We start from the raw sequence: 20,242 nt of genomic DNA on the forward strand, positions 1-20,242 counted from the left end.
TCGTTGTGCCGTGCTTCCTGGCGGTGGGCGCGAAGCCCTGCGGTGTCCCGGCCGCGGCGGCGCGCGCCGCGGCCGGGACCCGGCTCAGGTGTGCGCGATCTCGACGTTCTCCAGCACGCCGAGGGCGTCCGGCACCAGGACGGCGCAGGAGTAGTAGGCGCTCACGAGGTACTGGATGACGGCCTGCTCGTTGATGCCCATGAACCGGACGGACAGGGACGGCTGGTACTCGTCCGGGATGCCCGTCTGGTGCAGGCCGACGACGCCCTGGTCGTCCTCGCCGGTGCGCATGACCAGGATCGAGCTGGTCTGCTGCGCGGTGATCGGGATCTTGTTGCACGGGAAGATCGGGACCCCGCGCCAGGCCGGGATCTGGTGGCCGCCGACGTCCACCGTGGTCGGGTACAGGCCGCGCTTGTTGCACTCGCGGCCGAAGGCGGCGATCGCCCTGGGGTGGGCGAGGAACAGCTTGGAGCCGCGGCGGCGCGACAGCAGCTCGTCGAGGTCGTCGGGGGTGGGCGGGCCGCTGTGCGTCTGGATGCGCTGGCGCAGGTCGGCGTTGTGCAGCAGGCCGAACTCCGGGTTGTTGATCATCTCGTGCTCCTGCTTCTCACGCAGGGCCTCGATGGTCAGCCTGAGCTGCTGCTCGACCTGGTTCATCGGCTCGTTGAAGAGGTCGGCGACGCGGGTGTGCACCTGGAGCACGGTCTGCGCGACCGACAGGTCGTACTCGCGCGGCGTCAGCTCGTAGTCCACGTACGTGCCGGGCAGGACGGGCTCGCCGTCGTGGCCGGCCGCCACATCGATGGCCTTCTCCCCGTAGTGGTTCTGCTCCGGCACCGGGCTGGCCAGATAGGCGGCCACCTGCGCCTGCAACGCGGGCGAGGCGTCCCGGATCTGCCGGAAGTCCGACCTGGTGAGCGTCAGCACGGTGGCGGGCGTCTGCGCGCGCAGCGTGAACTCCCACTCGTGCTCGCCGACCAGCGCGTCCTGCCCGATGAACGCGCCGTCGGCCAGGGTGCCCAGCCGCGCCTCCTCGCCGTACTTGGAGGTGCCGATCTTCTGCAGCTTGCCGTGCGCGAGCAGCACGACGTGATCGGCCGGGGCGCCCGCCTCGGCCAGCACGTCGCCCGGGGCCAGCTCGCGCTGCACGCACCGCTCGGCCAGCGCCTGCAGCGCCTCGGTGTCCTCGAAACCGCGCAGCACCGGCAGCTCGGCCAGCTCGGCGGGGATCACCTGGACCCGCGATCCGGTGGAGACGAACTCGATACGCCCATCGCCCAGCGTGTAGGTCAGGCGGCGGTTCACCCGGTAGGTGCCGCCGGAGACCTGCACCCAGGGAAGGGTCTTCAGCAGCCAGCGGGAGGTGATCTCCTGCATCTGCGGCGGGGTCTTGGTGGTGGAGGCCAGGTTCTTGGCCGCCGCCGTGCCGAGGCTGAGCTGCTGCTGGGTGCGGTCCACTGTCTCGGTCATGCGTTACCGCTTTCGCTCGGGGAGCTTTGCCAGTTGGAAAGTTACTAACGGTAATTTGAGATGCGCAAGTGGTAATCGACTATCCGTACGGTGACAGTGCTGCGACCTCAGCGTCACCTGATGCGGAAGACGGCTCCGGTGCCCGCCGAGATGACAGCGGCCATGACGCCGACCGCGAGGACCGTGCGGAACGGGTCGCGGTCCTCTTCGAGCGGGGTGAACCTGGCGGCCTTCACCTGCTGGCGGACGATCTCCGGCGGCGGGGACGTCGCGGGGCGCGTCACGACGGGGGACGGCTCCGGCGGCTCAGGCGGCTCAGGAGGCGGCTCCGGCTCCGGCTCGGGGGGCGGCGCCGCGAGGGACACCGGCGGCGTCTCGACCGGATCCAGCGGATCAGGGGCCGCCTGCGGCTGCTCCGGCGCGGGCGCGGGCTGCTGCGGCGCGGGCTGCGGCGCGGCGGGCTGCTCGGGCTCCGGCGCGGGCGGGGGCGCGGGCGCCGGTGCGGCGGGCGCGGGAGGTGGCGGCGCTGGCGGTGCTGGAGCCGGGGCGGGCGGCGCGGGCGCGGGCGCAGGAGGCGCAGGCGGTGGCGCAGGCGCAGGCGGTGGCGGTGGTGGCGGGGCTGGTGGCGGCGGAGGCGGCGAGGGCAGTGGAGGGGGAGGAGACGGCAGCGGAGGCGGTGGTGAGGGCAGAGGCGGAGGCGGCGAGGGCAGGGGTGGAGGCGGTGGAGGTGGGGGTGGGGGTGGGGTGGCGCACTGGCCGGGGCCGATGATGATGACGATGTCGAGCTGGATCAGGACGAGGTCGGCGCCCAGGCACAGCACGATCCCCTGGCCGGGGGCGGCGGCGGGGGGCGGGGCGGCCTGGGCGGAGGCGGCCGGGAGGGTGAGGAAGGCGGCGGCCAGGAGGGGGAGGGCGGCGAGGGCGCGGGGGGAGCGGGTCATGGGACGCGGGCGAATTCCTGCTGGGCGGTGCGGAAGGCCGAGTTGTCGACGCCGAGCGGGCCGGTGAACGTGTGGTTGATGGCGAAGACCAGGTAGACGCTGACGCCCAGGGAGAGGGCCATGAGCAGGTACGTCACCTTGACCTTGCCGCGCGGACGGGCCCCCGCCAGCAGCGGGAAGGCAAGGACGAGCCCGGCGGTGACGACGTTCAGGGCGAGCACCCCGGCCGGGAGCGACGTGGCGGCGTCCACGGCGCGCTGCCTGCGGGCGGCGAAGATCTCGGTGAGCTGGTCCTCGACGTCGTCGCGCGCGGTGATCTGCTCCCGGTCGGACAGGTCGAGGTCGTCGAGGGCCTGGCGGAGCGCGTCGAGCCGGGCCCAGCCCGCCGAGTCGAGCCTGCCCTCGGCCATCGGCTTCCACTCGGCGTCGGCGACGAACGCGGTGTAGTCGCGCAGCGCGTCGCGGACCATCACCGTGTCCGTCTCGGGCAGCCCGCCCGCCGCCCAGAACGCCTCGGTGAGCGCCTGCGCCTCGGCGTAGGTGTTCTGCCGGGCCGAGTCCGCGACGGTCCACGGCACGATCACGGCGATGGCGAAGACCACGAGGAACAGCGCGGAGAGCATGGCGCCCGCGTGCCCGGCGGTGGGGCCGTCGGCCGCGTCGTCCACGGCGCCGCCGTGCCTGCCGCCCTCACCGGACTTGGGGCCGTCGTCGTCGTCGAAGTCGTCCTTGCGGCGGGAGGGGATCTTGAACATACCGACTCCGGGGGCGCGGTGCTGACTTTGGGTAGTCAAACGCTAACCCGTGCGCCGGGTCGATGGCACGTAAAGTGATCGAACAGTTTCGATCAGGTGAGAATGCCGGGAGCGGCGGTCACATGAGCCTGACGGGGTTGATGAGGTCGGCGTACACCAGCAGCGCGCCCATGACGAGCAGCACGAGGCTCATCGCGTAGGTGAGCGGGAGCAGCTTGGCCACGTCCACGTAGCCGGGGTCGGGCCTGCGCAGCAGCCGCGCCCCGCCCCGCTTGACGCCCTCCCACAGGGCGCCCGCGATGTGCCCGCCGTCCAACGGCAGCAGCGGGATCAGGTTGAACATGCCGACGGCGAAGTTCAGCGACGCGAGCAGCCCGACGAACCAGGTGATCTTCTCCAGGCCGGGGTTCTCGGACGCGAGGATCTCGCCGCCGAGCCGGGACGCGCCGACGACGCCGATCGGCCCCTCGGGGTCGCGCTCGTCGCCGCTGAAGGCCGCGTGCCAGACGCCGACCATCTTCTGCGGCAGGTTGACGAACGCCTCAAGGGTGCGCGCGGTCATGTCGCCCATCTGGGAGAGGACGTCGCCGGGGCCGCCCTGCACCCGGTCGGTGAGGGGGGTGATCCCGATGAACCCGACGGTGACGGTGCGTTCGGGGTCGTCGAGGTCGGGGAGCCGGTTGGCGGTGACGTCGAGGCCGGTCGTGACGCGCTGCCCGTCCCGCTCGACGACGACGGGCACCGTGGTGTTCGCGGAGTCCCGGATGAGCTCCTGGAGCTGCGGGTAGTCCTCGATCCGGTGTCCGCCGAAGGAGATGAACCTGTCTCCGGGCTTGAGCCCGGCCAGCGCGGCGGGCGTGGAGCGGGCGGCCTCCTCCTCGGTGCACTCGCGCGGCGTGCCGTCGGGGAGGTATGCCTCGGCCGCGGGGATCGTGCACTTGGCGACGGACGAGATCACCGGGGTGGCCTGCATGGTGCCGAAGCCCATGATGAGGATCGCGAAGAAGACGACGGCCAGAAGCAGGTTCGCGGCGGGACCGGCGAACATGATCAGGAGCTTCTGCCACCACTTCTTGGAGTAGAAGACACGGTCCCTGTCTCCGGGGCCGACCTCCTCCAGGGCGCCTTCGCGCGCGGAGTCGATGAGCATCTGGAACCGCCCGGTGGACGCGTTGCGGAGCATCCCCTCGGGGTCGTCCTTGCGCGGCGGGAGCATCCCGATCATGCGGATGTAGCCGCCGAGCGGGATCCACTTGATCCCGTACTCGGTCTCGCCGCGCCGCCACGACTTGATCGTCGGGCCGAAGCCGACCATGTACTGGGGCGTGCGGACCTTGAAGAGCTTCGCGAAGGACAGGTGGCCGAGTTCGTGGAACGCGATGGAGGCCATGAGCAGCACCAGGAACAGCAGGGCGCCACCCAGCACGATCAGCGTTTCCATCCAGCTACCCCACTCCGCCCCCAAGGGGGCAACATCCCCAGGATTCCCAGACAAACGTACCGGCCGTCGTGGATGGTTCCTAGCGGAGCGCTCCGAACAGCGCTCCGACGAGGGCGGTGACGACGGTCGTCACCACGACCATGACGACAACGGCTGTCAGGGGGGAAGGCCGGGTCTTCAGGGGTTGGAACCCGGAGACGTTGATGTTCTTCGGCGGCCTCGCGCGCCGCGCGGGCACGGGCACGGGCTCCGGGGCGCGCACGGCGTGTGTGGGCGCCGTGGAGGCGGAGCCGGTGGGCGTCGCCGTAGGGGAGGCGGCGGGGGCGGAGGGCACCGACACGGGCGGCGCCTGATGGGGTCCGGGCGCGCTTTGTGGGCTCGGCTCCGTCGGGGCGCCTACGGGCCGGGGCGGCGGCGGTGCCTCAGGACGCACCGGGCGCGGCGGAGGCGGAGGCGCCTTCGACGGCTTGGGCACGACCGGAGCGGGCGGCTCAGGAGGGTCCGGTGCTTCGGGGCGGGACGGGAAGAGATCGATTTGCAGCCAGTAGCTCTCCTCCGGCACAGGCGCGTCCTCAGGAGGCTCCGGCCGGAAGAAGCCCGTCGCGCAGACAGCCGTGAGCAGCGCGAGGAGGGCGGCGCTCAGCCTTGCCACGGGATCCTGTCGAACTCGGCGACGGCGGTCTCGAACGCCGTCGGATCGACCCCGAGCGAGCCGGCGAAGACGTGGTCGATGTCGAACACCAGGAACATCCCGACGCCGAGCATCGCCGCCATCAGCGCCAGCGGAAGCAGCGCCCTGCCGCGCGGGGCGGCCCCGACGAGGAACGGCAGCACGATCATCGCCAGGCCGGTCAGCACGGTGAAGACCAGGACGCCCGCCGGGAGGGTCGACTCGACGTCGGCGGCCCGTTGTCTGCGCGCCGCGTAGACGTCCTGCATCTGGTCGCGGACCTCCTCCAGGGCCGCCTGGTGTGTCGCGTCGGGGGCGATGAGCGTGTTGACGCGGGCGCGGAACTCGTCCAGGCGGGTCCAGCCCTCCTCGGCGAGGCGCGACTCGGCGCGCATCACCGGCCACTCGTCCTTGATCACAAAGCCGGTGTAGGCGCGCACGCCCTGCCGGACCTGGGCCCTGGCCTCGGGCGACAGCTCCCCGGCCGCCCAGTACGCCTCGACGAGCGCCTGGGCCTCGGCCTGGGTGTTCTGCCGGGCGGCGTCGGCGGCCGTCCACGGGACGATCACGGCGATCGCGAAGACGAGCAGGAACAGGGCCGACATCATCGAGCCGGCGTGCCCGGCCGTCGGCCCGTCCGTGGCGTCGTCGCGCTCGCCGCGCCGGGCGAGGAGCCGGGCCGCCGCCAGCACAAGACCCACCGCGAGCACCGCGCAGACGACCGACCCGATGACCATGCGACCATCCAATATCCCTACCCGTGCGTAGCGGACCGGACACGCTAGGTCTCCTCATCTCTTTGCGCACCCCGCGCGGTGTCTGCTTTCTCCCGTCCCCGGTGGGGTCGTTCGGGGGTTTTGGCCAGGCGAGTGCCTTCGTGCGTAGTCTTGGGGCGATCGTAGGGAGGCACGCCTTGGATTCCACCGACCGCTGTGAGCCGTCCCGCCGCGCCTGGATCGCCGAGGCGATCAGGACGGTCGAGGCCGACGCCAACCGCAGCGCCGACACGCACCTGCACGTGTTCCCGCTGCCCCGGGCGTGGGGGATCGACCTCTACCTCAAGGACGAGTCGGTGCACCCGACCGGGTCGCTCAAGCACCGGCTGGCGCGCTCCCTGTTCCTCTACGCGCTCTCCAACGGGTGGATCCGCGAGGGCACCCCGGTGATCGAGGCGTCCAGCGGCTCCACCGCCGTCAGCGAGGCGTACTTCGCGCGGCTGCTCGGGCTGCCGTTCGTCGCCGTCATGCCGCGCACCACAAGCCCGGAGAAATGCGCGCTCATCGAGTTCCAGGGCGGGCGCTGCCACTTCGTCGACGACCCCGCGACGATCTACGCCGAGGCCGCGCGCCTGGCCGCCGAGACGGGCGGCCACTACATGGACCAGTTCACCTACGCCGAGCGCGCCACCGACTGGCGGGCCAACAACAACATCGCCGCGTCGATCTTCGAGCAGCTCGCGCTGGAACCGCACCCCGAGCCCGCCTGGATCGTGGTGTCCGCCGGGACGGGCGGCACCGCCGCGACGATAGGCCGCTACGTCCGCTACCGCCGCTTCCAGACCCGGCTCGCGGTGGTCGACCCTGAGGGCTCGGCCTTCTACGACTCGTGGGTGAAGGACGACCCCACGCTGACGGCCCGTGGCTCCCGGATCGAGGGCATCGGCCGTCCCAGGGTCGAGCCGTCCTTCCTGCCCACCGTGATCGACCGCATGTACCGGGTGCCGGACGCCGCCTCGATCGCCTGTATGCGCTGGACGTCGGAGGTCACCGGACGCAGCGTGGGCGGATCGACCGGGACGAACGTGTGGGGGGCGCTCCAGATCATCGGGGAGATGCGGGCGCGCGGGGAGCGCGGCAGCGTCGTCACCCTCATCTGCGACGGCGGCGACCGCTACACCCACACCTACCTCTCCGACGCCTGGCTGGAAGCCCAGAACATCAACATCACCCCCCACCTGGAAACCCTCCGCGCCCTCCTCCCCTGACGGCCCGTCCGCAGCCCGGCTCGAAGGCCGCCGGCGTTCGGTGGTCCGGGTCGGGGATGGGCGGGGTCAAGATCGTTCCCGGCGGGTGGGGGCGCGGGCGTCCGGGGGGTACGGGGCGGGTGTGACGGTGCTGGGGATTGTTGTGTTCTTTGTGCTGCTCATGGTGTCGATCGCGGTCCATGAGCTGGGGCACCTCGTGTTCGCCAAGCGGTTCGGAGTGCGCTGTCCGCAGTACATGGTCGGGTTCGGGCCGACGCTGAAGGCGTGGCGGCGCGGCGAGACCGAGTACGGGATCAAGTGGATCCCCTTCGGGGGCTATGTCCGGATGATCGGGATGCTTCCGCCGCGCGTCGGCGACCCCGAGGGACGGCTGCGCCGGTCGTCAACGGGCAGGTTCGCGCAGCTCGTGGACGCGGCGCGGGAGAGCGCCCTGGAGGAGGTCGGGCCGGACGACGAGGGCCGCGTCTACTACGCCAAGCCGTGGTGGCAGAAGGCGCTGATCTCGTTCGCCGGGCCGCTCATGAACTTCGCGCTCGCCCTCCTCTTCCTCGGGATCGCGCTCATGGGCATCGGCGTGCGCGAGCCGTCCACCACGATCGGGACGGTCGCGCGGTGCGTCGTCCCGGCCGTCGAGACGGGCCGGCAGTGCCGCCCGGCCGACCCGCCGACCCCGGCCGCCGCGGCGGGCCTGCGCCCCGGCGACCGGGTCGACGCGTTCGACGGCGCGCCCGTCACGTCCTACCGGCAGTTCCAGGGGCTCGTCCGGGAGGCCGCGGGCCGTCCGGTGACGCTCACCGTGACCCGCGACGGCACGCCGCGCGCCCTCACCGCGACGCCGATCCCCGGCGAGGTGGCCGACCTCGCCGACCCGTCGAAGACCATCACCGCCGGGTTCCTCGGCATCACCCCGGTGCGGGTGTTCGTCCGCCAGGACGCCGGGTACGTGCTCGCCCAGTTCGGCAGGATGACCACGCTCACGCTCAGCGCGTTCGCCCACCTGCCGGAGAAGATGGTCGGCGTCTGGAAGGCCGCCTTCAACGACGCGAAGCGCGAGCCGGACAGCCCCGTCGGGATCGTCGGGGCGAGCCGGATCGGCGGCGAGGTGCTGGCCTCGCACGACGCGGCGCTCGGCAAGCTCGCCCTGTTCCTGGTGGTGCTCGGCTCGATCAACTTCGGCATCGCCGCGTTCAACATGATTCCGCTGCTGCCGCTGGACGGCGGCAACATCGCGGGCGCCCTGTGGGAGGGCGTAAAAAGGGGCTTCGCGGCGCTCACCGGGCGGCCCGCGCCCGCGCCCGTGGACGTGGCCAAGGCGCTGCCGCTCACCTATGTCGTCGGCGCCGTCATCCTCCTCATGGGTCTGCTGCTCGTCTACGCCGACCTGGTGAACCCGATCCGCCTCGGCGGCTAAGACACCCGCGAGCGCCCGGACGGTCTGGAAGGTGTCGGCCTCCGCCGCGCTCTTGTCGGCCCGGTAACGCAGCACCCGGGCGAACCGCAGGGCGAGCCCGCCCGGATACCGGGTACTGCGCTGCAGGCCGTCGAACGCCACCTCGACGACCTGGACGGGCTCGACCCGCACCACGTACCCGTCGTCGGCGACCTTGAGCGCGAGGAACCGCTCGGTCTGCCACTCCAGCAGGGCGTCCGTGAGCCCCTTGAACGTCTTGCCGAGCATGACGAACTCGCCGGACTCGGCGTCCCGCGCGCCCAAATGCAGGTTCGACAGCTTGCCCGTGCGTCTGCCGTGCCCCCACTCCACGGCCAGCACCACGAGATCCAGGGTGTGCCGCGGCTTCACCTTCACCCAGCCCGCGCCGCGCCGCCCCGCCGCGTAGGGCGCGGTGAGCGACTTGAGCACCACACCCTCGTGGCCGCGCCCGACGGCCTCGGCGAAGAACGCGTTCGCCTCGTCGGCCGACGCGGTGACGAGGCGCGGCATCCGCTCCGCCTCCGGTACCGCCGCCGCCAGGGCCTCGTGCCGGACCGAGGCGGGCTCGTCCAGCAGATCCGCGCCGTCCAGGTGCAGCACGTCGAAGAAGAACGGCCGGAGCGCCCCGGCCGCGGTGTTCGACGCCGTCACCTGGAAGGACTCGGGGCTGCCGTCCGGGCGCAGCGCGATCACCTCCGAATCCAGCACCGCCGCGCCGAGCCCGAGCCCCCGGACCGCCTCGACGACCTCCGGGACGCGCGCCGTGACGTCGTCCAGGGTGCGGGTGAAGACCCTCACGTCCTCCCCGGCGACGTGGACCTGGGCGCGGATGCCGTCCATCTTCCATTCGACGCCCATCTCGCCGCTCAGCCCCTCGGCGACGTCGGGCGCGGAGGCGGCCAGCATCGGACGGACCGGGCGGCCCACCTCCAGGGTGAAGCCGGACAGCGCGGCCACACCCCCCTCCAGCGCGGCGGTGGCGACCGGGCCGAGCGCGCCGCGCAGCATCACCGCGCGCCGCACCGCCGCCACCGGCACCTCGGCGGCCTTCGCCACCGCGTCCACCATCACCCCGCCCAGCGCGCCCTGCCGCAGCTCACCGGCCAGCAGGTGGACGAGGAAGCGCTGTTCCTCACCCGTCGCCCTGCCGAACACCCCGTTCAGCAGCTCGCGCCGGGCCGCCTGTGAGCCCGGCCCGGTGGCGTCCCTGATCGCGGTGAACGCGGCGTCCACCTCGCCGACCGTCAGCGACGGCTCGGCGGCGGGCGGCGGTGTCTCGCGCAGCGCCGCGTAGCCCACGCCGATCTGCCGCTGCGGCAGCTCGCCGGCCAGCCAGTGCACCACGACGGGCGCCCGCGCGGGCCCGGCCCGGCGCAGCGCCCGCGCGATCAGCGCGGTCTTCTCGCCGCGCGCCGACGTCTCGGCCACCGCGCGCCAGGTGACCGCCAGTTCACTCAACAGCACACCGACATCATTCCCCGTGCCACCGACAGAATCCGGAACCGGCGACCCGGCAGGGGGTGATATCTGCCCCGGATACTGACAGACGCCCGCGAGGTCCGTACTTTCGGAACGTGCGCGCAGATTTCGACAGGGTCTACTCCCCGCCCGAACCGCCCTCGTCCCGGCGGATCCCGGGCCCCCGCGGCTGGCGCCTCGTCCTCGGCGTCCTGATCGTCACCGCCGCCGCCCTCTTCTTCGTCCTCCCGCTCGTGTGGGACGAGCCGGACCGCGAGCTCGCGGGCCCGGCGACCACCACGGTCTCGCCGTCCGGCGAGCCGTCGGCGCAGGCCCCGGTCCCGTCGGCGCCGCCCTCCGGGCCGGCGGACCCGCCGACGCGGACCGATCCGCCCTCGCCCGCCCCGACGCAGGGGCCGCCCGCGTCGTCGGGAGGCGGGATCATCGAGGCGCTGCCGAAGAAGGTCTGCGAGAGCGTGCCCAAGGCCGTGTTCCTCAAGTACGTCCCCGAGGGCGGCCAGGACGCGCACGGCGGCACGACCGCCGGGTCGTGCGGCTACACCGGGCCGGACAAGAAGGCGTTCCGCTACCTGCGGCTGGAGACGCGGCTGGGCAACATCGCGGGCGACGCGGACCCGCTCGGCGTCACCAAGTGGGCCTTCGGCGAGGACTACAAGCGGGAGAGCGAGGACAAGATCACCAGGACGCTGGTGCTGGAGCGGGTGCCGAACCTCGGCGAGGAGGCGTTCCAGCGGGTCTTCACGGACAAGGGCAGCGCCGCGAAGACGACGACGGCACGGGTGGAGGTGCGGGTACAGAACGTGATCATCACCGTCACCTACAGCCGGGCGTACCGGGCCAAGGCGGAGGATGAGCAGGGGGCTTGCCTGGAGGGGGCGCTGGCGGTGGCGCGGGAGGCGTTGAAACTGTACGGCTGAGGGGAATTTGACTCCTTGCGGGGATGACTACTTCCGGGTACGAGATTATTTGTCGCACGTCACGGATTCTGTACGCCGTCCCGGCTTTCCGCTTCTACTGTTATGCCTGGTATTACGGGCCAGGGGGCTTTGGCCACGTTATGCACTGGTTTAGCTACACAAGTTGCTGGTTAGTACGTGATGACCAGCTGTAAGAGGAGGCGAAGGACATGGCCGCCAATGGCGCCGGAGTGTCCTGGGCATAGGCCAGGTACGCGCGAGAAGACGGCCGGTTCCCCCCGGGGAGCCGGCCGCATCCTTCTAACGCGAGAATTCTCTCGATAACCGACCGGCTTCGGCCGTCACGCCGGAACGAGTTTCTGCAAGGTTCCGTTCAGGCTGAGGACATAAAGCTCACCGGCCCCGTCGACACCCAGCGCCGACACACTGTTGACATTCCGCAGCAGCGTGACCGGAGCACCGCCGCCACGCGTGAACGCCTTGATCCAGCCCGCGCAGAAATCGGCGAACACGTACCTGCCCGCCAGGCCCGGCACCGCCGAACCCCGGTAGACGTGGCCGCCGATGACCGAACACTGGCCGTTCTCGCGGAGCGGGTACTCGTGCACCGGGTTCACCCCGACCGGCTTGTCCGAGCGGAACGGGTGCGACCCTTCGCGCGCGCTCCAACCGTAGTTCTCGCCGCCCCGGGAATCACCGGGCTGGAAATTGACCTCCTCCCATTTGTCCTGGCCGACGTCGCCGATCCACAGGTCGCCGGTCTCGGCGTCGAAGGAGAATCGCCAGGGATTGCGCAGGCCGTACGCCCAGATCTCCGGCTTGGCGCCCGCCTCGCCGACGAACGGGTTGTCCTTCGGGACGGTGTAGGGCTTCCCGCCCGACGCCTTCGGGTCGATGCGCAGGATCTTGCCGAGCCACGTCCCGAGGTCCTGGCCCGCCCGGTCCGGGTCGCCCGCGCCGCCGCCGTCACCGAGGCCCAGGTAGAGGTGGCCGTCGGGGCCGAAGGCGAGCTGGCCGCCGTTGTGGTTGCTCCGCGGATGCGCCTGACGCAGCACCTCACGGCGTCCGGAGGCGTCGACCGAGCCTTCGGCGGTGACGGGGTACTCGGCCAGGATGATCGTGCCGTCCTTGGCCGTGTGGTACAGGTACAGGCGCTTCCCGTCGGGGGAGAAGGCGATGCCCAGGAGGCCGCGCTCTCCCCCCGATCCGGTCAGGGCGGTGACGTCCAGGACGTCATCGGTCTGCCCGCCCTTCACGGACTTGACCTTGCCCTCCTGCTCGATGACGTACAGGGCGTCGTCACCCTTGCGGACCGCCATCCCGACCGGCTGGGCCAGCTCGGCGACGTCCGCCAGCTTCACCTTGCCGAGCCTGGCCGCGGGCTTGGAGCCGGACGGGGAGGGCTCTGCCGACGGGGCCGGGGCCGCAGGGGTCGGGTCGGCGGCCGAGGGGGAGGTGTCCGCCGCGCATCCGGCGGCGAACACGACGGTCAGGGCGGAGGAGAACCAGATCCGAACACGCATGCCCCCATCGTCCCTCCCGTCACGGGGTGGCCGCCAGCCCGGCGCCGAAGTCGCCCTGGTCGGCGGCGCCCTCGGGGAGGATCTCGATCGGCGTGCTCCCGTCCAGCGGCTTGAGGATGACCGATCCGCCCGGATTCTCCTGGTCGTCGGGCACGCCGATCACCAGCGCGCCGGGGACGAACCCGACGGACCACCCGAACCTGTCGTACGGTCCGGCGTCGCCCGGCATGTCCGAGTTGAGGGCGTCGACGAGGATCGCGTCGTTCCGGTCGGCGACCGACACGAGGTGGACCCACCCGTTGTCCGGCCGGGACTGCTCCGCCTCGTCGAACGGCACACCGACCGCCACCTTGACGCCGTCCTCCGCGGTCAGCGCGACCGACCAGCCGTACTGGTCCTCGGCCTCCTCGTAGGGGACGCCGTCCGTGCGCTGCCGTACCGGGTCGAGCGGGGTGAGGCCGTCTCCCGTCGATCGAAGCAGGGCGACGATCCCCGCGCGGCGCTTGGATCCGGCGTCCTGGCCGGGGACTCCTGCGGCGACGTAAGAGGAGTCGCCGTCCTCCACGTAAGCCAGGCTCCAGCCGATACGGCCGCCCTCGGTGGCGGAGCCGATCCCGAGGTTGCCGTAGTGCCAGTGCTGGCCCTTGCCGTCGCCCGGCGCCGTCACGTCCTCGACCACGCTGAACGACCCGGCGTCCACGGCCTGGCCCGCGACGTCCTCGCCCGGCTCGCTGACGAGGAGGTCCGGCGCGTCCCGGTCGCCCATGACCGCGCCCAGCGCGACCGCCCAGCCGAACAGGTCGCCCGCCTCCGCGACGCCCTCGGCCTGCGGATCGTCCTGGGTGAGCAGCCGGTGCCGGGGCGCGGCGTCCTCGTCCTCACAGAAGTACAGGTGGACGGCGCCCGCCGACTTCAGCCCCTTGACCGTCTCGTGCGGCGTGCCGACGGCGATCGTGGCCGGGTGCGCGCCGTGCGCCGCCCTGGCCGCGACCGAGAAGCCGAACGTGCGGGGCGCGTCGCCCTCGGGCGTGAGGACGCGCTGGCGCTTGAGGCCCTCGGGCGAGCCGAGGAAGATCTCCGCGCTGCCCCTGCCGCCCGCCGCCCACGGCGCGCCGACCACGAGGTCGAGGCAGGCGTCGCCGTTGACGTCGGCGACCGCGACCGAGTAGCCGAAACCCGCGCCCGCCTCCGGGTCCTCCGCAGTGAGATGGACCCGCTTACGTTCCTTCAGGTCGCCGTCGCCGAAGATGACCGTGACCTGGCCCGCGCCCACCTTGTCACCGAGGTTCGCGCCGGGGTCGCCGAGCACGAGGTCGGGGTTGCCGTCGCCGTCGAAGTCGGCCCGCGCGGTGCTGTCGCACCCGGCCGCCTGCGCGCCCACACGCGGCAGCGTGAACGCCGTCGCGACGAGGGCCGCGCCGGTGACGGCAGCGATGATCCGCTTCACAGCGGCACCTCCACACCTTGGGAGTCGTTGGCTCCGTACACGCGGACGGACTTCAAGGCGGCGTCCTCAGGGACGTCGAACAGGAGCATCCCGGAGATGAGCCCACCCGCCGGTACTCTGGGCGCGTTGTTCAGGAACCCGTTCGGATACTCGGTGACCTTGATCTCGGTGCCGTCGTCGGTGACCAGCACCTGCCGGTTCAGCGGGATGCGCGGGGACTCGGCGGTGAGCGACGGGTTGTACGCGGTGAGCGGGATGAGGCAGAAACGGTTGTTCGCCGTCTTCGTCTGGTATTCGGTGCCGCCGCAGCGCGGCAACCCGACCGCGAGCCGCACCCCCGCGTCGTCCCGGGCCTGGCCGACGCCCGTCTCGCCGGACAGTTGCACCCGCTTGTACCCCTGCGCTTCCAGGGGGTTCGCCGCCGCCGACCCGCCGCTCGCGCTGTCCTTGCTCCGGTCGCTCAGCCCGTACCAGACGCCGCCCGCCAGGAGCACCGTCGCGGCGACGGTGCCCGCCGTGAGCAGCGTCGGGTTCCGCCGCCACCGCCCGGCGGCGCCCGGCCCGGACGGCGCCGTGGCCGGTCCCGGCCCCGGCGGCGGCGTCACCGGCCCGTGCCCCTGCCCGTGCACCGCGTCCCACGTGTCGTGCCCGCCGCCGCCCGGCCAGGCCGCGTGCGCGCCGACGTGCCCCGCGCCGCCCGCCGGAACCGTGCCCGCCTCCGGCCCCGCGTAGGGCTGCCCGTAACCGCCCTGCCCCGGACCTCCGGCCGCGTCGGGACGCGCGTAACCACCCTGCGCGTGCGCCGCCCCCGGCTGCCCGGAGCCCGGGCCCGCGTAGGGCCCCTGCGCGCCCTGGGCGTACCCGGCCCCCGGTCCGGTGCCCGCTTCCGGGCCCGCGTAAGGCGGCTGCGCGTGCGCCGCCCCCGGTTGTCCGGAGACGCCCTGTGCCGCGCCGGGGCCCGCGTAAGGCGGCTGTGCGCCCTGCTGGCCGTAGCCGGGGGCGGGGCCCGCGTGCCAGGTCTCCTCGACGAGGCGGGTCGCCTGGGCGGGGAGGTTGGGGGAGGCGTCGGTGGCGCCGATGAGGGAGAGGAGGAGTTGTTGGGCGGTGGGGCGGGCGACCGGGTCCTTGGCCATGGCGGCGTGGACGAGGCCGAGCAGGGTGTCCGGGACGCCGTCCAGGTCGGGTTCGCCGTGCAGGATGCGCGAGGCGAGCGCGATGGGCGCGCCGGTGCCGTACGGGTGCCGGGCGAGCGCGGCGAACGCGACGAGGCAGCCCCACGTGTAGATGTCGACGGCGGTCGTGGCGCGGTCGGCGAGCAACTGCTCGGGGGCGATCCATCCGGGGCTGCCGATGAGCTGGCCCGTCCGGGTGACGCCCGTCGTCGCGTCGAGCGCGCGCGCGATGCCGAAGTCGATGACGCGCGGCCCCGACACCGAGAGGATCACGTTCGACGGCTTCAGGTCGCGGTGCACGAGGCCCGCCCCGTGGATCGCGGTGAGCGCCGCCGCGACGCCGACGGCGAAGCCCTGGAGGGTGCCCTCGGTCAGCGCCCCGTGCCGGAGCACGTGCGCCTGGAGCGTCGGCCCTTCGATGAACTCGGTGACGAGGTAGGGGTGCCCTTCGTCCACGCCGTGGTCGAGCATCGCCGCGGTGCAGAAGGAGGCGACCCGCTGCCCTGCGGCGACCTCCTGCGCGAACCGGGTGCGGAAGCCGGGGTCGGCGGACAGGTCGTCGCGGATCACCTTGATGGCGACCAGGCCGCGCGGACCCCTGCCGAGGTACACGGCGCCCATTCCGCCCTGGCCGAGTTTGCCGAGCACGGTGTGCGCCCCGATGGCTCGGGGGTCGTGCGGGCCGAGCGGTGTCGCGCCGCCCGGTAGTGCCTGATCTGTGGCCACAGCCCCAACCTAGTGATACCGGATAACCGTTCGATGTCGTAAGTTTGATGGCCGTGCCCCACTCTGAGTTCGCCAGCCGCGTCGTCTGGGCGCGCACCTCCGACGCGGAAGCCGACGACCTGTCTTTGCTCGACGCGGTGGAGCGCGAGAGGCGCGCGCGCTACCTGCGGGAGGACGACAAGCGCAGGTTCACCCTCGGCGTGATCCTCACCAAGCGGGAGCTGTCGGCCCGTACCGGACGGCCCCCCGCGGAGATCTCCCTGGACCGGACGTGTCCCGGCTGCGGCGCCCAGCACGGACGCCCGCTGTTCCCCGGCTGGCACCTGTCGGTGAGCCACTCGGGCGGCCTCGTCGGCCTGGCCGTCGCGGACGTGCCGGTCGGCCTGGACGTCGAGGAGCGCGGCCGCTCGCTGGACGAGATCGCCGACTCGGTGCTCGCGGGCGAGCCGCCGGGCGACCTGCACGTCTACTGGACGCGCAAGGAGGCGCTGCTGAAGGCCACCGGAGACGGCCTGCGCGTCCCGATGACGGCCGTGCGCGTCTCGGCGGCGTCCGCCCCGGCGGCCCTGCTGGCGTGGCGGGGACGCGCCGACCTGCCCGCCAGGACGGTCCTGCGGGATCTGGATCCGGCGCCGGGCTACGCGGGCGCGCTGGCGTTCATCAGGCCGTGACGTTGCCGCGTTCGTAGAGCGCCTGGAGCCCGCCCCAGCAGAAGTCGATGGTGTAGCGGGCGGCGTCCTCGGGGGTGACGTCCCGGACGGTGCACCACAGCGAGACCCGCTCGCACGCGCCGATGATGATCTCGGTGTACGCCTCGATCTCGATGTCGCCGATGCCGGGCGCCCACTGGGCGAGGATCGGGGCGATGAGATTGTGCTGTTGGCGGCGTGCCTCCTCGACGGCTTCGGCGGCCGCGTAGGGCAGCCCTGCCGCTTCGTTCTTGAGTAGCTCGAACGACCTGCGATGGCTGTCGGTGAAGCTGTAGTAGGCGATGAGGCCGCGGGTGAGGGTGTCCATCGGATCGGTTCCCTCGGCCATGGCGGCGGCCGTCACGTCGTGGAGTTCGGCGCGGGCGCGGGTCAGGCAGGCCAGGAGCAGGCCGTCCTTGGAACCGAAGTACTCGTACAGCATCGGCTTGGAGACGCCGCAGCGTTCGGCGATCTCCTCCATCGAGGCGGCCCGGTAGCCGTGGTCGGCGAAGACCTCCTCGGCGACGGCGAGCATCTGGCGTTCGCGCGCCTCGCGGGACATCCGCTTGCGGCGGGCGGGCCGTTCCTGCGGGCTGGTGGTCTGCGTCACAGTGCTATACCCTACCATCGGTAACTTACCCGAGGTAACTTACTGGCAGTACTAGACGGTTCGACTAATAAGGCAGGTTCGATGAGCCAGATCGTGATCATCGGCGCGGGCTTCGCCGGGCTCGGCATGGGGATCAAGCTCAAGGAGGCGGGGTACCACGACTTCGTCATCCTGGAGAAGGCCAAGGACCTCGGGGGCACGTGGTGGGAGAACACCTACCCGGGCTGCGCCTGCGACGTCCCCTCACCGATGTACTCGTTCTCGTTCGAGCTGAACAAGAACTGGTCGCAGCTCTTCGCGCCGCAGCCGGAGATCCAGCGCTACCTGGCCCACTGCGCCGAGAAGTACAACATCCGCAAGCACATCCGCTTCGGCGAGTCCGTCGACGCCATCGAGTACGACGACGCGGCCCAGCGCTGGAACATCGCCCTCGTGGGCGGCGAGGTCCTCACGCCGCGGGCCGTCATCTCCGGCGTGGGCGCCCTGCACGTCCCCAGCTTCCCCGAGATCCCCGGCCTGGAGACGTTCGAGGGCAAGGCGTTCCACTCCGCCGAGTGGGACCACTCCTACGACCTCAGGGGCAAGCGCGTCGCCGTCATCGGGACGGGCGCGTCGGCCATCCAGTTCGTGCCCGAGGTCGCCGAGGTCGCCGCGCACACGACCGTCTTCCAGCGGACGCCCGCCTGGATCCAGTCGAAGCCGAACATCAAGCTCCCCGCCGCCTTCAAGCTGCCCGGTGTGCCGCGCGCCGTCCGGAACATCATCTACTGGGTGCTGGAGGCGCGCGCCGTCAGCTTCGCGCTCGACCCGCGCCTGGCCGGGCCGATGAAGTGGATGGCGACCCGGCACCTGAAGAAGCAGGTCAAGGACCCCGAGCTGCGCCGCAAGCTCACCCCGGACTACACCATCGGCTGCAAGCGGGTGCTGCTGTCCAACAACTACTACCCGTCCCTGACGCGCGACGACGTGGACCTCGTCACGGAGGGCGTCGCGGAGGTCCGGCCGAACTCCGTCATCACCAAGGACGGCCGCGAGATCGAGGTCGACGCCATCATCTTCGGCACCGGCTTCAAGGTCGTCGACGCGATGGAGCACTGGGTCATCACCGGACGGAACGGGCAGAAGATCCAGCAGGCGTGGGAGAACGGCGTCGAGGCCCACCACGGCACCACCGTGCCGGGCTTCCCGAACTTCTTTGTGCTGCTCGGCCCGAACACCGGCCTCGGCCACAACTCGGTCGTCTTTATGATCGAGGTGCAGGTCCAGCACATCCTGAGCCTGCTGAAGCTGCTCTCCGACACCGGCGCGACGACCGTCGAGCCCAAGCCGGAGGCCGTCCGCGCCTACAACGACAAGCTGCACAAGCGGCTGCGCAAGGCCGTCTGGAACGAGGGAGGCTGCATGTCCTGGTACCTCGACCAGGACGGCATCAACCGCACCACCTGGCCCGGCTTCACCTTCGAGTTCTGGGCGGACTCCCGCAAGGCCCGCCGCGAGGACTACATCCTCCGGTGACCCGACCCCCGGTGGCGGACGACCGCGCAACGCCCGCCACCGGGCCCCACCTTTCGCAGGAAACCCCATTCGCGCTCTGGCTTGCGAGGCTAGGTTAAGGCTACCCTTAACTTAGGAGGTCGCATTGGCCTGGGTCATCAGAGTGACCGATGAGTACGCTGCATGGTACGAGGATCTGATCAAGGAGGATATGTCCTCGGCGAGGCAGGTCGCCGGAGCGGTCGCCACCTTGCGCGACCAAGGCCCGACGCTGGGAAGACCGCTCGTGGACCGGATCAAAGGAAGCGCGCTTCACCACCTGAAGGAACTGAGGCCCGGGTCCCGAGGGAGGTCAGAGATCAGGATCATCTTCGCTTTCGATCCGACCCGATCGGCGCTCCTGCTCCTCGGTGGCGACAAGGCGGGAAACTGGGAACGCTGGTATCGCGAGAACATTCCGCTGGCCGAGCGGCTCTACTCCGAATACACGGTGGAAGGAGAACGGTGATGGGTAAGCGGGTCGCGCAGGACTGGGAAGTCCTTGAGCAGAAGCTCTACGACGCCGGGGTGACACGCGAGGAGGTCGAGGCCGCCGCGCGTCAACTGCTGGCCGAGGCGCGTGGGTGGCAGCTCGCGGAGGCGCGCAGGCACGCGGGGCTCACGCAGAAGGCGCTCGCCGCGATCATCGGGATCAGCGTGGCGCGTGTCTCGCAGATCGAGCACGGTGAGGTCACCTCCATCGAGGTCATCGCCCGCTACGTCGAGGCCCTCGGCGGGCACCTCGACCTGGTGGCCGACTTCGGGGACCGAACCATGCGGCTGCCGGTCAGCAACCGCCCGGACGGAGCCGCGGCCTGAGCGCACTGAATCTCACCGTCAGCGGGCCAGGCGGCGGAGGATTTCGGTGGTCTGGGTGATGAGGGAGTGGGCGTCCTCGGGGGAGTCGGCGATGGAGACCTCGCGGCCGGCCTCGCCGATGGCGGTGGTGAGGATGAGGGGGAGCATCTGGTTGTGGTCGGACAGGAGGCGGGTGTTCTGGGCGAGCCACTGGCGCATGCGGGAGCGGCGCATCAGGCCGAAACCCGTGGGGCCCTCGCCGGAGACGAACAGGCGGCTCGTGCGGCGGTGGTCCCAGCAGAACTCCAGGAACGCCGCGGTGCCCGTGATGAACAGGGTGATCGAGTCCTTCTCGCCGCCCGCGCGGGCCGCCTTGACGGCCCGGGTCGCCATCCGCTCCTGCTCGGCCGTGTGCTCCTCCCACAGCGCCAGGAACAGCCCGGACTTGCCGCCGTAGTGGTGGTACAGGCTGCCCACCGAGACGCCGGAGCGCTCGACGATCTCGGCGATGCCCGCCGCCTCGTAACCCCGGTCGGAGAAGACCTCGCGGGCCGCGTCGAGCAACGCCCTGCGGGTGGCGTCAGCCCGTGCCCACTGGGTTCCGTTGCGCGCGCGGCTCTCAGTCATGGCCAGACTCTAGACCGTCGCTGTG

At 71.7% G+C, this 20,242-nt stretch carries 18 protein-coding genes and 1 pseudogene; 7 read left to right on the top strand and 12 right to left on the bottom strand.

Going from position 1 to position 20,242, the window contains the following annotated elements:
• Nucleotides 1-84 precede the first annotated feature (84 nt).
• The 6 genes from LO762_RS19750 to LO762_RS19775 all read right to left on the bottom strand — a co-directional run bounded on the left by LO762_RS19750 (nucleotide 85) and on the right by LO762_RS19775 (nucleotide 6,017).
• On the bottom strand, nucleotides 85-1,473 hold the full coding sequence (locus tag LO762_RS19750; RefSeq protein ID WP_230617164.1) for a family 2B encapsulin nanocompartment shell protein: 1,389 nt from the start codon (nucleotides 1,471-1,473) through the stop codon (nucleotides 85-87).
• Nucleotides 1,474-1,586: 113 nt separating this feature from the next.
• Nucleotides 1,587-2,414, bottom strand: a complete 828-nt coding sequence (locus LO762_RS19755; protein WP_230617165.1) for a hypothetical protein — start codon at nucleotides 2,412-2,414, stop codon at nucleotides 1,587-1,589.
• Nucleotides 2,411-3,169, bottom strand: coding sequence for a DUF4239 domain-containing protein (locus LO762_RS19760; protein WP_230617166.1), 759 nt, complete (start codon nucleotides 3,167-3,169; stop codon nucleotides 2,411-2,413). The genes LO762_RS19755 and LO762_RS19760 overlap by 4 nt, the downstream gene beginning before the upstream one ends.
• A 118-nt stretch (nucleotides 3,170-3,287) precedes the next feature.
• Nucleotides 3,288-4,610 carry an RIP metalloprotease gene (locus LO762_RS19765; RefSeq protein WP_230617168.1) on the bottom strand — a complete coding sequence of 441 codons (1,323 nt, stop codon included), beginning with the start codon at nucleotides 4,608-4,610 and terminating at the stop codon, nucleotides 3,288-3,290.
• A 79-nt stretch (nucleotides 4,611-4,689) separates the two neighbouring features.
• Entirely contained in the window at nucleotides 4,690-5,262 is a 573-nt protein-coding gene (locus tag LO762_RS19770; protein ID WP_230617169.1) for a hypothetical protein, read from the bottom strand.
• Nucleotides 5,250-6,017, bottom strand: a complete 768-nt coding sequence (locus tag LO762_RS19775) for a DUF4239 domain-containing protein (RefSeq protein ID WP_230617171.1) — start codon at nucleotides 6,015-6,017, stop codon at nucleotides 5,250-5,252. Before LO762_RS19775 ends, LO762_RS19770 begins: the two co-directional genes overlap by 13 nt.
• A 176-nt stretch (nucleotides 6,018-6,193) precedes the next feature.
• Between LO762_RS19775 and LO762_RS19780 the strand changes: the two genes are divergently transcribed.
• Together LO762_RS19780 and LO762_RS19785 are read left to right on the top strand one after the other, a co-directional pair.
• The gene (locus LO762_RS19780) at nucleotides 6,194-7,264 is read left to right on the top strand and encodes a PLP-dependent cysteine synthase family protein (protein ID WP_230617173.1); all 1,071 of its coding nucleotides are present in this window, start codon (nucleotides 6,194-6,196) and stop codon (nucleotides 7,262-7,264) included.
• Between the two features lie 160 nt (nucleotides 7,265-7,424).
• Entirely contained in the window at nucleotides 7,425-8,675 is a 1,251-nt protein-coding gene (locus LO762_RS19785) for an RIP metalloprotease (RefSeq protein ID WP_230617410.1), read from the top strand.
• An 18-nt stretch (nucleotides 8,676-8,693) separates the two neighbouring features.
• Here the strand turns inward: LO762_RS19785 and LO762_RS19790 are convergent.
• Nucleotides 8,694-10,160, bottom strand: a pseudogene (locus LO762_RS19790) (ATP-dependent DNA ligase); the annotation flags it as partial.
• Nucleotides 10,161-10,270: 110 nt separating this feature from the next.
• Between LO762_RS19790 and LO762_RS19795 the strand changes: the two are divergent.
• Nucleotides 10,271-11,092 carry a hypothetical protein gene (locus tag LO762_RS19795; protein ID WP_230617175.1) on the top strand — a complete coding sequence of 274 codons (822 nt, stop codon included), beginning with the start codon at nucleotides 10,271-10,273 and terminating at the stop codon, nucleotides 11,090-11,092.
• A 341-nt stretch (nucleotides 11,093-11,433) separates the two neighbouring features.
• Here LO762_RS19795 and LO762_RS19800 read toward each other — a convergent pair whose 3' ends face one another.
• Genes LO762_RS19800 through LO762_RS33115 form a run of 3 tightly spaced genes read right to left on the bottom strand, consistent with a single transcriptional unit; the run spans nucleotide 11,434 to nucleotide 15,960 of the window.
• On the bottom strand, nucleotides 11,434-12,615 hold the full coding sequence (locus LO762_RS19800) for a sorbosone dehydrogenase family protein (protein WP_230617177.1): 1,182 nt from the start codon (nucleotides 12,613-12,615) through the stop codon (nucleotides 11,434-11,436).
• A 19-nt stretch (nucleotides 12,616-12,634) separates the two neighbouring features.
• Nucleotides 12,635-14,062: a VCBS repeat-containing protein gene (locus LO762_RS19805; protein WP_230617179.1), complete on the bottom strand. Its 1,428-nt coding sequence runs from the start codon at nucleotides 14,060-14,062 to the stop codon at nucleotides 12,635-12,637.
• Nucleotides 14,059-15,960: a protein kinase gene (locus LO762_RS33115; protein ID WP_308104212.1), complete on the bottom strand. Its 1,902-nt coding sequence runs from the start codon at nucleotides 15,958-15,960 to the stop codon at nucleotides 14,059-14,061. Before LO762_RS33115 ends, LO762_RS19805 begins: the two co-directional genes overlap by 4 nt.
• Before the next feature lie 53 nt (nucleotides 15,961-16,013).
• Between LO762_RS33115 and LO762_RS19820 the strand changes: the two genes are divergently transcribed.
• Entirely contained in the window at nucleotides 16,014-16,631 is a 618-nt protein-coding gene (locus LO762_RS19820) for a 4'-phosphopantetheinyl transferase superfamily protein (RefSeq protein ID WP_230617183.1), read from the top strand.
• Here the strand turns inward: LO762_RS19820 and LO762_RS19825 are convergent.
• Nucleotides 16,621-17,259 carry a TetR/AcrR family transcriptional regulator gene (locus tag LO762_RS19825; protein WP_230617185.1) on the bottom strand — a complete coding sequence of 213 codons (639 nt, stop codon included), beginning with the start codon at nucleotides 17,257-17,259 and terminating at the stop codon, nucleotides 16,621-16,623. The genes LO762_RS19820 and LO762_RS19825 overlap by 11 nt on opposite strands.
• An 81-nt stretch (nucleotides 17,260-17,340) precedes the next feature.
• Here LO762_RS19825 and LO762_RS19830 point away from each other — a divergent pair, with 81 nt between their 5' ends.
• The 3 genes from LO762_RS19830 (at nucleotide 17,341) to LO762_RS19840 (ending at nucleotide 19,611) form a co-directional block, all read left to right on the top strand.
• Nucleotides 17,341-18,774, top strand: coding sequence for an NAD(P)/FAD-dependent oxidoreductase (locus LO762_RS19830; RefSeq protein WP_230617187.1), 1,434 nt, complete (start codon nucleotides 17,341-17,343; stop codon nucleotides 18,772-18,774).
• A 124-nt stretch (nucleotides 18,775-18,898) separates the two neighbouring features.
• Nucleotides 18,899-19,261, top strand: coding sequence for a type II toxin-antitoxin system RelE/ParE family toxin (locus tag LO762_RS19835; RefSeq protein ID WP_230617189.1), 363 nt, complete (start codon nucleotides 18,899-18,901; stop codon nucleotides 19,259-19,261).
• Nucleotides 19,261-19,611, top strand: coding sequence for a helix-turn-helix domain-containing protein (locus LO762_RS19840; RefSeq protein WP_230617191.1), 351 nt, complete (start codon nucleotides 19,261-19,263; stop codon nucleotides 19,609-19,611). The genes LO762_RS19835 and LO762_RS19840 overlap by 1 nt, the downstream gene beginning before the upstream one ends.
• An 18-nt stretch (nucleotides 19,612-19,629) precedes the next feature.
• Here LO762_RS19840 and LO762_RS19845 read toward each other — a convergent pair whose 3' ends face one another.
• Nucleotides 19,630-20,217 (bottom strand): TetR/AcrR family transcriptional regulator, encoded by a 588-nt coding sequence (locus LO762_RS19845; RefSeq protein WP_230617193.1) that lies wholly within the window; start codon nucleotides 20,215-20,217, stop codon nucleotides 19,630-19,632.
• Nucleotides 20,218-20,242: the final 25 nt, after the last annotated feature.

This window comes from Actinocorallia sp. API 0066, assembly GCF_020991275.1.
Lineage (GTDB): Bacteria > Actinomycetota > Actinomycetes > Streptosporangiales > Streptosporangiaceae > Actinocorallia.